Source organism: Amycolatopsis benzoatilytica AK 16/65 (assembly GCF_000383915.1).
In the GTDB taxonomy this organism is placed as follows: domain Bacteria; phylum Actinomycetota; class Actinomycetes; order Mycobacteriales; family Pseudonocardiaceae; genus Amycolatopsis; species Amycolatopsis benzoatilytica.
In genome coordinates, this window is the sequence record NZ_KB912942.1 from 8,377,535 (window position 1) to 8,392,729 (window position 15,195).

13 protein-coding genes are annotated in these 15,195 nt (G+C 69.5%); 8 read left to right on the top strand and 5 right to left on the bottom strand.

What is annotated here, in order from left to right; translation table 11 throughout:
* Positions 1-10: 10 nt before the first annotated feature.
* Entirely contained in the window at positions 11-2,002 is a 1,992-nt protein-coding gene (locus AMYBE_RS0139235; protein WP_027928496.1) for an SDR family oxidoreductase, read from the bottom strand.
* A 224-nt stretch (positions 2,003-2,226) separates the two neighbouring features.
* Positions 2,227-3,246, bottom strand: a complete 1,020-nt coding sequence (locus tag AMYBE_RS0139240; protein WP_020664882.1) for an RNA polymerase subunit sigma-70 — start codon at positions 3,244-3,246, stop codon at positions 2,227-2,229.
* 176 nt (positions 3,247-3,422) lie between these two features.
* Here AMYBE_RS0139240 and AMYBE_RS0139245 point away from each other — a divergent pair, with 176 nt between their 5' ends.
* The gene (locus AMYBE_RS0139245) at positions 3,423-3,986 is read left to right on the top strand and encodes a dihydrofolate reductase family protein (protein ID WP_020664883.1); all 564 of its coding nucleotides are present in this window, start codon (positions 3,423-3,425) and stop codon (positions 3,984-3,986) included.
* An 82-nt stretch (positions 3,987-4,068) separates the two neighbouring features.
* Here AMYBE_RS0139245 and AMYBE_RS0139250 read toward each other — a convergent pair whose 3' ends face one another.
* Complete coding sequence (locus tag AMYBE_RS0139250; RefSeq protein WP_020664884.1) at positions 4,069-4,776, bottom strand: class F sortase; 708 nt, start codon at positions 4,774-4,776, stop codon at positions 4,069-4,071.
* An 18-nt stretch (positions 4,777-4,794) separates the two neighbouring features.
* Positions 4,795-6,291 (bottom strand): MSCRAMM family protein, encoded by a 1,497-nt coding sequence (locus tag AMYBE_RS0139255; protein ID WP_020664885.1) that lies wholly within the window; start codon positions 6,289-6,291, stop codon positions 4,795-4,797.
* Between the two features lie 321 nt (positions 6,292-6,612).
* Here AMYBE_RS0139255 and AMYBE_RS0139260 point away from each other — a divergent pair, with 321 nt between their 5' ends.
* The 4 genes from AMYBE_RS0139260 to AMYBE_RS0139275 all read left to right on the top strand — a co-directional run bounded on the left by AMYBE_RS0139260 (position 6,613) and on the right by AMYBE_RS0139275 (position 11,221).
* The gene (locus AMYBE_RS0139260) at positions 6,613-7,488 is read left to right on the top strand and encodes a Bax inhibitor-1/YccA family protein (RefSeq protein WP_020664886.1); all 876 of its coding nucleotides are present in this window, start codon (positions 6,613-6,615) and stop codon (positions 7,486-7,488) included.
* A gap of 156 nt (positions 7,489-7,644) precedes the next feature.
* Positions 7,645-8,385: an LppU/SCO3897 family protein gene (locus tag AMYBE_RS0139265; protein ID WP_027928497.1), complete on the top strand. Its 741-nt coding sequence runs from the start codon at positions 7,645-7,647 to the stop codon at positions 8,383-8,385.
* A gap of 193 nt (positions 8,386-8,578) precedes the next feature.
* Positions 8,579-9,409, top strand: coding sequence for an LppU/SCO3897 family protein (locus tag AMYBE_RS0139270; protein ID WP_154676423.1), 831 nt, complete (start codon positions 8,579-8,581; stop codon positions 9,407-9,409).
* A 282-nt stretch (positions 9,410-9,691) separates the two neighbouring features.
* Positions 9,692-11,221 (top strand): DHA2 family efflux MFS transporter permease subunit, encoded by a 1,530-nt coding sequence (locus AMYBE_RS0139275; protein WP_027928498.1) that lies wholly within the window; start codon positions 9,692-9,694, stop codon positions 11,219-11,221.
* Positions 11,222-11,329: 108 nt separating this feature from the next.
* On the opposite strand, the gene AMYBE_RS0139280 is transcribed toward AMYBE_RS0139275, so the two are convergent.
* The gene (locus AMYBE_RS0139280; RefSeq protein WP_020664890.1) at positions 11,330-12,550 is read right to left on the bottom strand and encodes an acetyl-CoA C-acetyltransferase; all 1,221 of its coding nucleotides are present in this window, start codon (positions 12,548-12,550) and stop codon (positions 11,330-11,332) included.
* A gap of 594 nt (positions 12,551-13,144) precedes the next feature.
* Here AMYBE_RS0139280 and AMYBE_RS46540 point away from each other — a divergent pair.
* From AMYBE_RS46540 to AMYBE_RS0139290, 3 genes are read left to right on the top strand one after another with little or no spacing between them, the layout of a single operon-like run.
* Positions 13,145-13,336, top strand: a complete 192-nt coding sequence (locus tag AMYBE_RS46540) for a hypothetical protein (protein WP_020664891.1) — start codon at positions 13,145-13,147, stop codon at positions 13,334-13,336.
* A 42-nt stretch (positions 13,337-13,378) separates the two neighbouring features.
* Positions 13,379-13,708: a pentapeptide repeat-containing protein gene (locus tag AMYBE_RS46545; RefSeq protein WP_020664892.1), complete on the top strand. Its 330-nt coding sequence runs from the start codon at positions 13,379-13,381 to the stop codon at positions 13,706-13,708.
* A gap of 33 nt (positions 13,709-13,741) precedes the next feature.
* Entirely contained in the window at positions 13,742-15,112 is a 1,371-nt protein-coding gene (locus AMYBE_RS0139290; RefSeq protein ID WP_020664893.1) for a cystathionine beta-synthase, read from the top strand.
* Positions 15,113-15,195 lie beyond the last annotated feature (83 nt).

The following is a 15,195-nucleotide window of genomic DNA, read 5'->3' on the forward strand; positions in this document are numbered from 1 at the left end:
GCGACGGTGACTACCAGTGGAACCCGCGGGACAGCCGGGCCAGCGCCATCGCCGCCCTGGACAGGTGTTTCTCGCCCCGGCCGATCTTCAGTTTTCCGCTGCCGCCCGCCGCCGTGGAGTCCGGGAAGATCCGGAAGCCCTGGTAGGCGATCGCGTCGGTCAGGCCCGGCGTGAGCGTGTAGGCCAGGCCGATCGCCTGGCCGGCGGGCGTGCCGATGTGCTTCGGCCGCTCGACGAGCGCCTTCAGCACCATGTCCGCCGCCTGCTCCGGAGATTTGGTCGGGAACGCGTCGTAGATCTTCGTCGGCCGGATCATCGGCGTGCGCACCAGCGGCATGTGAATGGTGGTGAAGGTGATCCCGTCGCCGTGCGTTTCGGTCGCCGCGATCCGGGAGAAATAGTCCAGCGCGGCCTTCGACGCGGCGTATGCGGAGAACCGAGGCGCGATTCCCTGCACGCCGATCGAGGACACATTCACGATGTGCCCGAATTTCCTCTCCGACATGTGCGGCAGGACCGCCAGGATCAGCCGGACCGCGCCGAAGTAGTTGATCGCCATCGCGCGCTCGTAGTCGTGCATCCGGTCGTAGGACAGTTTGATCGAGCGCCGGATGGACCGGCCGGCGTTGTTCACGAGCATGTCGATCCGGCCGTGCTCGCTGAGCATCGCGTCGACCGCCTTGGTCACCGATTCCTCGTCGGTGAGGTCGGCCGGGTAGACCGACGCGGTGCCGCCTGCCGCGATGATCTCGTCCCGCACTTCCTCCAGTTCGTGCTGCCGGCGCGCGACCAGCAGCGGGACCCCGCCTTTCGCGGCGACCTTCAGCGCGGTGGCCCGGCCGATGCCCGACGAAGCGCCGGTGATGATCACCCGGCGTCCGTCCAGTTCGCCGCGCGGGCCGTGCTTGCGGGCCCGGAACGGGTCGAGGTGCTCCCGCCAGTAGCGCCACAGCGTGGCCGCGTACTCGTCGAGCCGAGGTGCCTCGATGCCGCTGCCGGCGAGCGCCTTGCGCGTCTCCGCGGACGCGAAGACCGACGGGAAAGCCATCGTTTCCAGCAGCACCGGAGGAATGCCGAGCCGTTCCAGCACCGCGTCGCGGGCGATGGTGAACCCGGGGATGTGCTCGCTGAGCCTGACCAGCCCGACGATTCCCTTCGACACCTTTTCGTTCAGCTGCACGGTGATCGTGGGCGCCCCGGCGGCACGGGCGAACGCGTTGTAGACCGACACCACTGGCTGCGGCTCGGGGTTGACCAGGTGGAAGGCGCGGCCGTCCAGGCCCGGCGTGGTCGCCAGCTCCAGCAGCGCCTTCGCGACGTAGTCGACCGGGACCACGTTGGTGTCGCCCAGGTCCGGGCCCGCGGTCGGCAGGTCCGGCAGCCCGGCGAGCCGGCTGATCGCCGGGAAGAGGTAGTACGGGCCGTCGATCTTGTCCATTTCGCCGGTCTGCGAATCGCCGACCACGACCGCGGGCCGGTACACCCGCCACGGCACCTGGTGCTGCTCCCGGACCAGCTTCTCGGCCTCGAACTTGGTGCGGTGGTACGGCGTGATCAGCCGCTGGCCCACGTCGAACATGTCCTCGGTGAACAGTCCCTCGTGGTCGCCGGCGACGGCGACCGACGAGACGTGGTGGAAGCAGCCCGCGCGCAGGTCGGCGGCAAGATCGAGGACGTTCCGCGTACCGTCCACATTGGCCCGGATGCTGGTCTCGTCGTCCGCGGTGAGGTCGTAGAGCGCGGCCAGGTGCACGACGTGGTCCACGCCGCGCAGCGCTTCGCGGTCCTCTTCGGACACTCCCATCAGCGGTTCGCCGAGATCGCCGGTCACCAGCTTCACGCGATCCGGGTGCGGCCACCCGTCGACCAGCGCGGCCAGCTTGTTCCGCGAGGACGCGCGGACCACGAGCGTGACCCGTTCCACGTCCGGCCGGGTGAGCAACCGCCGGGTGACCTGGCGTCCGATCAACCCGGTCGCGCCTGTCACCAAGAACGTCGCCATTTCCATCACCCTCCGCCGTGCCGCCGCTGGTCCCAGACGCATTCTGCTGCATCGACGCCGGTCTGACCACAACGGACCAGGGTGATGTTACTCGCAAGTAACTTAGCTTCGCGATCCGATCCGGCAGGCAACGGCCGCTTTTCGAGTTTCGGAGAGGGCGGAATGCCGGTACCGCGGGGGCACCCGCCGGATCTTTCGTTCTCGAAATGTCTCGCCGGGCGCGGCTAGCGGTCCAGCGGCAGGGTGCGGGGCAGGCCGAAGCGGGGAAGGTGGCTGTTTTCGAAGCGGGTCACCGCGGCGATGCGGTCCGCCGCGAGGGTGAGAACCAGCAAGCCGGTGGCGCGCCATGCGACCAAACGATGGTCCAGGACGTAGACGCCGAAGGCGGGCTGACCGTTGGAGCGGGTCGCGACCAGCCGGTAACGGGTGATCCGGTGGAAGACGGCGGCCAGGAGACGGGCAACCGCTTCCCGGCCGAGATACTCGGCCGGCAGCGGCGGCATCGTGAGGCGGACATCGTCGGTGAGCAGCGCGACCACCCCCTCGACGTCGCCCGATTCGAAGGCTCGGGCCAGGCCGTCTACGAGCTGCCGCTCACCGGGCGAGTCGGGCGGCGGCGGTTGTGTGGCGCGGAATCCGGACGGCTGTGCGCGGATGCCGGCGCGGGCGCGTTTGAGCGCGCTGGTGACGGATTCTTCAGTGGCGTCCAGGAATTCGGCGACGTCGGCCGCGCGGTAGCCGAGTACGTCCCGGAGGATGAGCACGGCACGCTGGCGCGGCGGCAACAGCTGAACGGCGGTGACGAACGCCAGCGATATCGCCTGCTTCGACTCGTAGCGCGCCTCGGGGCCGGGCACCGGGTCAGCAAGCCCGTCGAGCAGCACGTCGGGAAAGGGTTCGAGCCAGCCGATCTCGCCGCGCGCCGACGGTTCGGGCAGCTCCGACGCGGCCGCACTGGAACCGGGAATCGCAGCGCGCGGCCTCCGGCTGGCGGCTCGCAGCAGCTTGAGGCAGCGGTTCGTCGCGACGCGGTAAAGCCAAGTTCGCACCGTCGACCGGGCTTCGAACCCGCCGAGCCCTCGCCAGGCGTCAAGCAGCGTCTCCTGCAGGGCGTCCTCGGCGTCGTGCATCGAACCGAGGAACCGGTAGCAGTGCACCAGCAGTTCCCGGCGGAACGGTTCGACGAGTTCGCGAAACGCGTCGGCATCGCCGGCCCGGCACCGGGCGATCAGCTCTGCGGTCACCGCATTCGTCCTTTCCGCGCGCCCGGCCGAGCGCCAACGGTTTCGGCGGTGGATCCGGCCGGACAAGCCGTCAAGCAGACCGACCCCGCGCGCCGGGGAAACTGGGCGGTGCGGACCGCCCAGTTTTCGCCGCGCCCCGGATCTGTCTCGGTGACCTCGAACATTAGGAGCACCCCATGGGACAGATCGTCGTCTTCGAAAACATCACTCTCGACGGTGTCATGCAGGACCCGATCGGCGAGGAGAGCGCCGGCGCGTTCGACTGGCGCGACGGCCTGTCGGCGGCCGCGAACGAAGAATGGCTCCAACGCATCCTGCACGACACGCGTGGCGTGCAGGCATTGCTGTTCGGCCGCCGCACCTACGAGTTCTTCGCTCCTCGCTACGCCGAGGGCACCGGCCCGGTCGCGGAACTCGTCAGGGACCTCCCGAAGTACGTCGTGTCCAGTACCTTGACCGACCCGTCCTGGACCAACACCGCCGTGCTCAATGGCGACGCGGCTACCGAAGCGGCCAAACTCAAGGCCAACGTCGACGGAACGATCATGATCTGGGCCAGCTCCCTGCTGGTGCGTGAACTGGTCGCACACGACCTGGTCGACGAGCTTCGCCTGATCGTCTTTCCGTTGGTGATCGGCCATGGCGCCCGCCTGTTCAGCGATGCCGCGGACGCCAAACGCTGGCGCCTCGCGGCCGCCGGCACCGTCGAAGACCTCGCCTGTCTCACTTATCGCCGTTGACCCGGCACCGGTGCCGGCACGCACCACCCGGGCGGCGGCGCGGGCCAGCCGCCGTCCGGGCCAGCGCGGGAATCCCGGCGGCTCAGGCCGGATCCGCGATCACGACCCGGTTCTCCTCGTACCCGTCGCTGCCGCCGATCCACCGGCCGCCGCAGGTCACCAGCACCACCCGGTGCGGGCCGGCCTGGCCGAACAGATCGTCGGCACGGGCGGGCAGGTCGTTCTTGTGCACGGTGACCAGCTGCGAGATCCGATACCGGCTCGTCTTGCCCGCCTGGTCCACGATCGTCACCACTCCGCCGATGCGCTCGTTCCACAGCTCCGAGAACGGCCCGGTCGCCCCGCGCCAGTTCACGTGGCCGGCGAACACACTGGCCCCGCTCGCCGCGTCGAGTTCCGCGCCCCACCAGGCGGCCTGCCCGATGTCCGACGGCACTGGCAGCGTGTTGCCCGGACCGAGGTCTTGGCGGACCATCGCCGCGGTCCCGCCGCCGGGCAGCCGGAGCGTGCCCGGCGGTTGCGGTCCCGGCGGCGGCTTGGGCCGGTTCTCCGCCGGTGCCGCGGGCGGCGCCGCTGCCGCCGAAGACGACGGCGCGGAGGACGGACTGCTCGCCGGCGGTGCGGCCGCCGCCTGCTGCGGCGCGGCGCCCGCGGCGGCGACGGCCGGGGACGCGCTCCCGGCCACCACCGTCGTCGGCGGTGAACTGATCACGACTGTCACGAGCTCCACTGCCAGCACGCTCGCCGCGCCCAGCATGAACCCGCCGATCAGCCGCCCTTTTCCGGTCATTGCCCCTGCCGCTTCCGATTACCGCCGGGCCGACCGCCGAGCGGCGAACCCGACCAGGCCCGAACCGATGAGCACCAGCGCCGCCAAGCCGGCCAGACCCGGCGTGGAGAAGCTCGTCTCGACCGTGCCCCGCGCCACCGTCACCGGCCGGTCGCCGGCGGGAATGGCATGGGGGACTTCGTTCGGGGTGTTGGCCGCCGTCAGCGCCAGTGTGCCGCCCGGCTGCAGCGACCCGCACGCGGCGGGCGGGTTGTTCGGGTCGAACGCGTTGGTGTAACCCGGCGGCGCATTCACCTCGACGACGCAGATGTCCTGCGGTGCCAGCAGGTTCTCTACCGCCGCGGTGCCGTTGTCGCCGCTGGTGGTGACAACGGCGGGCTGCCCGTCCGGCCCGACGAGCGGCTTGCCGTCCTGGCTGGTGGCCGCGCTCTTGCGGTCCTTGCCGGTGATCCGCAGCGTCGCGCCGCCGATCCCCTTGCCGGTCTTCGCGTCGGTCTTGGTGACCTGAACCTTGCCCGGCTTGGCGACAGCGACCACGCCCTGCGCGGTCAAGGTCTTCTCGCCGCCGGTGGAAACGACGTTCTGGATGCCGGTGCGGACCGGTTCCTGGACGTAGGGCCGGTCCGCGGGCGCGGACAGCGAGCCGGCCAGCTTCGGCTGGTCGCCAGTCGGCGAAAGCTTCACCGTGACCGTGCCGTCCGCACCGGTCTTCAGCGTGGTCTCGGACGGGGCGGCCTGCGGTGCCGAGTTGCCGGTCGCCGAAGCGTCCGGCTGGCCGGTCTTCCCGGACTTGTCGGCCGGGAGGATCGTCGCGGCGGTCGCGGTCAGCTTGACCGGGATGTCGGCGACGCCTTTGCCCTTGGCGTTCTTGACCTGGAAGGTCCAGGTCGCCGGCTGGCCGAGGTGCTGCGGGTCCTTGGGCGCGGTGACCGAGGCCGTCCACGGTCCGCGGTTGGCCACCGCATCCGCGGTCAGCTTGGCGACGTCGTCCTTGGCCTGCTGCGGGAGCCGGTCCAGATGGAACTGCGCGTCGTAGCCGATCTCGTCCGCGGTCAGGTTCGGGTTGAGGTCGTCGTGCCCGGGCCGGGGAGCCGAGGTCCACGAGTGCAGCAGGTGGGCGAGTGCCGCGGCCTCGTCCGGGTCCTGGGTGTTGCCGTAGCGCAGCAGCAGGTACGAGATGTTGGCCGCCTGGTCAGTGGGGATCTTGTCGCCCCACTTCGTCAGCAGTTCCTGGCCGGGCTTGTACACCTCGTCCGAATTCGGCGCGGTCTTCTGGAAGCTGACGCAGAACACCTGCTTGCCGCCGACGAGGTAGGAACCGAGCCAGTTGCGGCTGGGCGCGTGCGGCGACATCGGCTGACCGGGCTTGATTTCGCGGCCGATTCCTTCCTGGACCCCGGATGCGGCGGCCGGGGTCGTCCCGAGTGCGGTTACGGAGAGTGCGCCGAGCAGTGCGGCGGCGACCAGCCCGGTGGCCGCGCGCCAGCGAGCGCGCGGGCGTGAGATCCACCCCATGGTGTGTTGACTCCTTCGATGTGCCTGCTGACGCCGTGAACAGCGTCACCGCAGTTCACCTGATCGAACAACTCCCCGACACGCGTTCGGTCACTTCCCGGACACGCGTGGTGAAGGGTCTCGGGTCACCCCGTCGGTTGTCTAGGGACCAACCGGTGACCTTCGGTGAACGGTCGTGATCCGCCTGCCCTACGGTGGGTGGTGCGGGCAGTAGCCCACCCGTGCGGAGGATGGGTAAAATCGTCTTTACCCGACCGGGAACCAGCAGGCCCGTTCCGGCGTTGAACCCGATGCAAGGTGCCAGTAGGTCCAGGAGGACAGGTGCGTTCCAGCAGCAATCCGGCGTTCCGCAATCTGCCGCGCGGTGCGTCCGCGGCCGGGCAGTACGGCCCGAACGTCGGCTTCAACCAGCCTTATGGCCAGCAAGGGCCCTACGGCCAGCAAGGGCAGGGCGGCGTGCCGGGCTACGGCCCCGGACAGATGGGCGCTGCCTCCGCCGACCGTCCGATGACCGTCGACGACGTCGTCATCAAGACCGGCCTCTCCCTGGCCGTCGCGCTCGTCGTCGGCGTCGTGTCCGCGATCTGGGCGCAGAGCCAGCTCGTCCGCGACTCCCTGGGCCGGCTTTCGCCCAGCGGCGCGCTTCTCGGCGCCCTGCTCGGCGGACTCGTGGTGGGTCTCGTCGTGTCGCTGGTGATCATCTTCCGGCAGAAGCCGAGCGGACCGCTCACGCTGGTCTACTCCGGGGCCGAAGGTCTCTTCCTCGGTGCGCTGAGCGGCATGTTCGAGCTGTTCCTGCCGGGCATCGCGCTGCAGGCGCTGATCGGCACCGCCGGCGTGTTCGTCGCGATGCTGGTGGTCTACAAGACCGGCGCGGTCAAGGTCACCCCGAAGCTGACCAAGTGGATCGTCGGCGCGATCGCCGGCGCGGCCATCCTGATGCTGGTCAACCTGGTCACCGCGGTGTTCTTCGACTTCAACCCGCTGCGCGGCGGCGGCCCGCTGTCGATCGTCTTCAGCCTGGTCGTCATCGGCATCGCCGCGTTCAGCTTCCTGCTGGACTTCGACCAGGCCGACCGGATGATCCGGGCCGGAATGCCGTCGAAGTGGGCCTGGTACGCCGCGTTCGGCCTGATGACCACGCTGGTCTGGCTGTACCTGGAGATCCTGCGACTGTTGTCCTACCTACGCGACTGACTTTCGCGCAGGTTGCCGGGAAAAGGCGCTCCGTGATCAAACGGGGCGCCTTTTCTGTCGGTTATTAACCCTTTCAGGGGTACTGCTCACTGCCTTTGATCACCCTGAGTGTTTGATGTCCGGGTCTGATCCGTCCGCACCCTTTGCGAGGCAACAGTGAGCGTTCCCCCTCCGGCCCCTGGGGGCCAGCCGCCGGTGGGCCCGTCCGACCCGTACGGCACACCGGGCCAGCCCGGACCGGCCGGATACGGCCAGCCGATGCCCGGCGGTGCGCCGTACCCCGGCCAGCCCTACCCCGGCCAGCCGAACGGTGGACCGCAGCCCGGCCAGCCGCCGTTCGACGGCCAGCCGGTCCCTCCGCCGGGGCAGACCGTCTTCCCGGCGCCGGCACCGAAGTCGAAGATGCGGTTCGTCCGGCTCGGTCTGGTGCTGCTGCTCGTCATCGGCGGCATCGTCGCCGGGATCGTCAGCTTCACCACCTCGCCCGACTACGCCAACGCCGGCGAATGCCTGAAGATCACCGAGTTCAAGCAGGGCGCGAACCCGGACAAGGTCGACTGCGGGGATCCGAGCGCGAACGTCAAGATCGGCGTCCGGGTCGAGGGCAAGAGCGACACCTGCCCGGCGGGCAATTACGACCGGTACCAGGTCAGTGGCGGGAAGGACTACCTGCTCTGCCTGATGCTGAACGTCAAGCAGGGCGACTGCCTCAAGAACGTCAAGTCCGACACCGCCGGCTACCAGAAGGTGTCCTGCACCGACCCGGCCGCGGAGGCGGAGATCCTGAAGGTGATCGACGGCAAAGCCGACGAGCAAGCCTGTGCGGGCACCGACGCTAGCGGTGGTCTCACCTACGCCGAGCCGAAGACGACCATCTGCGTGAAGCTCAAGAACTGACCGAGAGCCGAAGGAGGCGCTCCGCCATCGGCGGGGCGCCTTTTTCGCGCTCCGCCACCGGGCGGGGGCACCTTCTTTTCGCGCTCCACGACCGGCGGAGTGCCTCCTTTTCGCGCGGAAGCTCTGCGCGTCGCCGCTCCGGTCGTGTTGGATGTCCGGGTCGGAATTTTCCTTCGGAGTTGCGAGGTACTCAGTGAGCGTTCCCCCATCCGGCCCGGTGGGACCGCCCGATCCCTACCAAGGCGGGCCGGGATACGGCCAGCCCTATGGCCAGCCGGGTTACGGACAGCAGCCCGCCGGCCAACCGCCCCACGGTCAGTACGAGCAGCAAACTCCCGGGCAACAGCCCTACTCTCAGGCCGGTTACCACCACGGGCCGGGCCAGACCGCCCAGCAGCCCTACGGCCAGCCCGGCCCGTCGCCGTTCGAGCAGCACTACGGCGCGGGCGGCGTGCCCCCGCGGCCGGGCATCGGCGGCAAGCTGTCCCAGCTGACCGGGATGGACAAGGCCGAGGCGAAACGAACCTTCACTCCGCGGATGCTGCTGATGATCGCCATCGCGGTGGCGGTCGTGGCAGTCGGCGTGGTGATCGGCTTTTTCAAGTTCGGCGGCCACAACAGCGACGTCGCGGCGAACGACTGCCTGCACGTCGAGAAGTCCGGCTCCGCGGTGACGACCAAGTCGGTCGAATGCACCGACCCGGGCGCGAACGTCAAGGTCGCGGTCATCCCCGGCACCCGGCGGTCCGCGTGCCCGAGCGGGGACTACTACCGGTTCCGGACCGGCGGCAAGAACGTGCGCACCTTCTGCCTGATTCCCAATGTGCGGCAAGGGGACTGCCTGTCCGGACTGGAATCGCACTCGATCACCTACCAGAAGGTGCCGTGCGCGGACCCAAAGAAAAACGCGGAGATCGTCAAGGTGATGACCGGCACGACGGACAAGTCGGCGTGCGGCGGCAGCGGCGCGAACGCCGAGCAGTGGTTCTCCGATCCGAAGGAAATCATCTGCATCAAGCAGTGACCCGCGCTCCGGCACCGGGCTGCACCACCGGCATCTGCCTGGACGGGGCTAAAACCGCGGCCGTAGCCCGGGTTCGGCAACCTCGAGTCCACAGACAGTATCCGTTGACCCGGTGAACCGTTTTCCCAGTTCACCGTGACCAGGCGAGATTTCATCCGGGGGAGAATTGGGTTGCGCTGCCCGCCGGTGCCTCGGCTACCCTCGGGGCGCGCAAGGGGGAACCGCGGTCGCGTCGTCGCGCCACCGGGCTTGCGTATCCACGGCTCACAGAGGGGGTTCCGCATGTCCGCACCCGCGACTCCGGCTTCGCCAGACGCCTCCGGTGACAAACTCGACCGGGGGGTGCTGAAGGTCGCGTCCGTGGTCGTGCTCGGCGCGATCATGGCGATCCTCGACACCACGGTCGTCAACGTCGCGCTCCAGAAGCTCACTATCCAGTTCAGCACGTCCTTCGACACCATCCAGTGGGTCGCCACCGGCTACATGCTGGCGCTGGCCACGGTCATCCCGGTCACCGGCTGGGCGTCTGACCGGTTCGGCACGAAACGGCTGTACCTGCTGGCGATCGGCACCTTCCTGGTCGGCTCGATGCTGGCCGGGCGTGCGTGGAACGTGGAATCGCTGATCGCGTTCCGCGTCGTGCAGGGGCTCGGCGGCGGCATGCTGATGCCGGCTGGCATGACGATCCTGACCCGCGCGGCCGGCCCGCAGCGGATCGGCCGGGTGATGGCCGTGCTCGGCGTGCCGATGCTGCTCGGCCCGATCTGCGGCCCGATCCTCGGCGGCTGGCTCGTCGACGCGGTGAGCTGGCGCTGGATCTTCTACATCAACGTCCCGATCGGCGTGATCGCGTTCGCGCTCGCGCTGCGGCTGCTGCCGAAGGACGAGCCGGAACCCGCCAACCGGTTCGACTTCGTCGGCATGCTGATGGTGTCGCCGGGCCTGGCCGCGCTGATCTTCGGCGTCTCGAGGATCCCGTCCACCGGCACCGTCGCCGCCCTCGAGGTGTGGCTGCCTGCGCTGGCCGGGCTGGTGCTGCTGGTCGCGTTCGTGCTCCGCGCGCGGACCATGGAAAACCCGCTGATCGACCTGAAGCTGTTCGGCAACCGGTCGTTCTCGGTCGCGATGATCACCATGGCCGTGTTCTGCGTCGGATTCTTCGGCGCGATGCTGCTGCTGCCGACATATTTCGTGCTGGTGCGCGGAGAAACCGCGTTGCACGCCGGTCTGCTGCTGGCTCCGCAAGGCCTTGGCGCGATGCTCGCGATGCCGATCACCGGACGGCTCGCGGACAAGATCGCGCCGCGCAAGATCGTGTTGCCCGGCCTGGTGCTGATCGCGCTGGCCATGGTGGTGTTCACCCAGGTCAGCTCGACGACGCCGTATTGGCAGCTGCTGTCGGCGCTGTTCGTGATGGGTATCGGCATGGGCTGCACGATGATGCCGATCACCTCGGCCGCGTTGCAGACGCTGCAGCCCAAGGACATGGCGAAGGCGTCGACCGCGACGAACATCCTGCAGCAGACCGCGGGCGCGATCGGCTCCGCGGTGATGTCGATCATCCTGGCGGCGCTGCTCGCCGGGAAGTTCGGCGTGCCGACCAGCCAGGGCCAGATCGCCGCCACCGCGGCGACGATGAACCCGGCCACCCACGAGGCGGCGGCCGGCCTGGCCGGCGATTCGTTCGCGACGACGTTCCTGTGGGCGACGGTCCTGCTGGCGTGCTGCCTGATCCCGGCGTTCTTCTTGCCGAAGCGCCGCGCGACCCCGGCCGAGACGGCCGAGGTCGCCCCAGCAGTGCCGATGCACTGACCGGTCCCGCCGCAACACCCCAATGCCACATTGGGTGCGTGTGATGCACCCAATGTGGCATTCGGTGCATGTGATGCACCCAATGCCACATTGGGGTGCGAGCGGGGGTCAGGAAAGGCGCTCCAGCACCATCGCCATGCCCTGCCCGCCGCCGACGCACATCGTCTCGAGGCCGAACTGCTTGTCGTGGTGCTGCAGGGAATTGATCAGCGTCGAGGTGATCCGCGCGCCGGTCATGCCGAACGGGTGGCCGATCGCGATCGCGCCGCCGTTGACGTTCAGCCGGTCCAGGTCGATGCCGAGGTCGCGGTAGGACGGGATGACCTGCGCGGCGAACGCCTCGTTGATCTCCACCAGGTCGATGTCCGAGACGGACAGGCCGGCGCGGGACAGTGCCTGCTTCGACGCCTCGACCGGGCCGAGGCCCATGATCTCCGGCGACAGGCCGGTGACGCCGGTCGACACGACCCGCGCGAGCGGCGTCAGGCCGAGCTGCTTGGCCTTGGTGTCGGACATGATCACCAGCGCGGCGGCACCGTCGTTGAGCGGGCAGCAGTTGCCCGCGGTGACCCGGCCGTCCGGGCGGAACACCGGCTTCAGGCCGGAAACACCTTCGAGCGTGACGCCCGCGCGCGGCCCGTCGTCCTTCGAGACGACCGTGCCGTCCGGCAGCGTGACCGGCGTGATGTCCTTGGCCCAGAAGCCGTCCGCGATGGCCTTCTCGGCGAGGTTCTGCGAGCGGACGCCGAACTCGTCCATGTCCTCGCGGGTGACGCCCTTGAGCCGCGCGAGGTTCTCCGCGGTCTGGCCCATCGCGATGTAGACGTCCGGCAGCAGCCCGTTCTCGCGCGGGTCCTGCCAGCTGTCCGCGCCCGTTTCGGCGGTGGACTGGGTGCGCGCCTCGGCGTCGGCGAACAGCGGGTTGTGCGTGTTCGGCCACGAGTCGGAGCTGCCGTTCGCGAACCGCGAGACGGTCTCGACGCCGGCCGAGATGAAGACGTCGCCCTCGCCCGCCTTGATCGCGTGCAGCGCCATCCGGGTGGTCTGCAAGCTGGAGGAGCAGTAGCGGGTGATCGTGCAGCCGGGCAGGTGGTCGTAGCCGAGCTCGACGGCGACCGCGCGGCCCATGTTGAACCCGGACTCGCCGCCGGGCAGCCCGCAACCGAGCATCAGGTCGTCGATGTCAGCCGGGTCCAGCTCCGGCACCTTGTCCAGCGCGGCGCGCACCATCTGCACGGCCAGGTCGTCCGGGCGCATGCTGACCAGCGAACCCTTCCCGGCCCGGCCGATCGGGGAGCGTGCGGTGGAGACGATGACAGCTTCGGGCATGACAGACACTTCCTCGGGTCGGCGGCACTAAGCGGTTGCTCAGCAGGATACGGGGAATCGGCCGCGGGAGCGCTGCCGCCATGCGAAGAATCATAGTTCCGGGGGACGGCGCGGGCGATGGGATCGTCTGCCCGGAGGTGAAGCCGCGGTCGGCTCCGGCAGCGCCGAGCAGCTCCGGCAGGGCGCGCTAAGGCAACAGGGAACCTGGTGCGGATGATCGAGGCGGGGGAGCCGGCCGTAGCAGTATCTCCGCCGTGACAGAGCGCAACCGGATCCTTTCCGCCCGAAAGATCGCCTGGTGGGCGGTCGGAATCGGGCTGCTCGCCGCGGCCGCGGCGGCGTTGCTGCGCTGGCTTCTCGGCGGCGGCACTCCCGCCGATTCCGCGCGGCTCGACGCCCTGCGCACCCGCCGCGAGCATCGTCGTCGGCACCGGCGGCGCGGCCGCGCTCCTGCTCGCCGCGCGGCGGCGACGTTCCGCCGAGCTGGATCTGGCATACCAGGACCACGACGCGACCCAGCGCCGGATCACCGACCTGTACGGCAAAGCCGCCGACCAGCTCGGCAGCGACAAGGCACCGGCCCGGCTGGCCGGGTTGTACTCGCTCGAACGGCTCGCCCAAACCCACGCTGACCAGCGGCAGACCGTCGTCAACCTGCTCTGCGCGTACCTGCGGATGCCGGCCGGCGAGTCCGCCGACGAGCTCCAGGTCCGCACAACCGCGCAGCGGATCCCGATGCTGCATCTGCGCCCTGGCAGTGGCGCCGAACCGCTCGGTTCCTGCTGACCGGACATCGACCTCGACCTCTCCGGCGCGTACCTCGTCGAAGTGATCTTCACCTATTGCCGGATCCGTTCCGTCGTCTGCCGCAAAACGAAGTTCCACGAATCCGCGACGTTCCGCGGCACCGAATTCCGCACCAAAACTGATTTCTCCGAAGCCGCCTTCCGGCACCGCGCCGATTTCCGCGGTGTCGCCTTCGGCGGCGAACGCGACGCATCCCGCGGCGCCAAGTTCGAACAGCGCGCGGAATTCGACGGCGACTCGACGGTCCGGCTGGGCGGTGCCCTCGCGAAGCCCGGGCATCGCCGCGACTGGCCGTCCGCCTGGACCGAGGAACCGGGCAGCGACGGATGGCTGCGGCTGGTCCCGCGGTAGCCGGTCCGGGCCGGTGCTGTTTAGGCTGGTCGCGTGGAGTACGCAGAACACATCGTGGACCTCGTTGGCAATACCCCGCTGGTCAAGCTGAACTCGCTGACCAAGGGCCTCAAGCCGCTCGTGCTCGCCAAGGTCGAGTACGTCAACCCGGGCGGCAGTGTGAAGGACCGGATCGCGCTGCGGATGATCGAAGCCGCCGAAGCCTCGGGCGAGCTGCGCCCCGGCGGCACTATCGTCGAGCCGACCTCGGGCAACACCGGCGTCGGGCTGGCCATGGTCGCGCAGCGCAAGGGCTACCAGTGCGTCTTCGTCTGCCCGGACAAGGTCAGCGAGGACAAGCGCAACGTCCTGCGCGCGTACGGCGCCCGGGTCGTCGTGTGCCCCACCGCGGTGCCGCCGGAGCACCCCGACTCCTACTACAACGTGTCCGACCGGCTCGTCCGCGAGATCGACGGCGCGTGGAAGCCCAACCAGTACGCCAACCCGGAGAACCCGGCCAGCCACTACTACTCCACCGGCCCGGAGATCTGGCGCCAGACCGACGGCAAGATCACCCACTTCGTCGCGGGCGTCGGCACCGGCGGCACCATCACCGGCACCGGCAAGTTCCTCAAAGAGGCCAGCGACGGCCGGGTGCAGGTCGTCGGCGCGGACCCGGAGGGCTCGGTGTACTCCGGCGGCACCGGGCGGCCGTACCTGGTCGAAGGCGTCGGCGAGGACTTCTGGCCGGAGACCTACGACCGCTCCGTCGCCGACCAGATCATCCCGATCAGCGACGCGCACTCCTTCGACATCACCCGCCGCCTGGCGACCGAGGAGGGCCTGCTGGTCGGCGGCTCGTGCGGGATGGCCGTCGCGGCCGCGCTGAAGCTGGCCGAGGGGCTCACCGAGGACGATGTCGTGGTCGTGCTGCTGCCCGACGGCGGCCGCGGCTACCTCACCAAGGTCTTCAACGACGCATGGATGTCGTCCTACGGCTTCCTCCCGCCGGACTCGTCCGGCGGGACCGTCGGCGACGTGCTCACCCGCAAGTCCGGCGCACTGCCCAGCCTGGTGCACTCGCACCCGAACGAGACGGTCGCCGAGGCGGTCGCGATCCTGTCCGAGTTCGGCGTCAGCCAGATGCCGGTGGTCAGCGCCGAACCGCCGGTGATGGCCGCCGAGGTGGTCGGCGCCGTCAACGAGCGGGACCTGCTGGACGCGCTGTTCACCGGGAAAGCCCAGCTCGCCGACCGGCTCGAGCTGCACATGTCGCCGCCGCTGCCGACGATCGGCGCGGGCGAGCAGGTGAGCGCCGCGATGAAGGCGCTCGAGGGCGCGGACGGCGCGCTCGTGCTGATCGACGGCAAGCCCGCGGGCGTCGTCACCCGGCATGACCTGCTCGCATTCCTCGCCGGCCGCTGAGACAGACGCCCGGGCGGCCGCCGGGGCGTCTGCGCGCGCCCAGGCTGTCCATCCGATAGCGTTGCATCCGAATAGAACTTTTT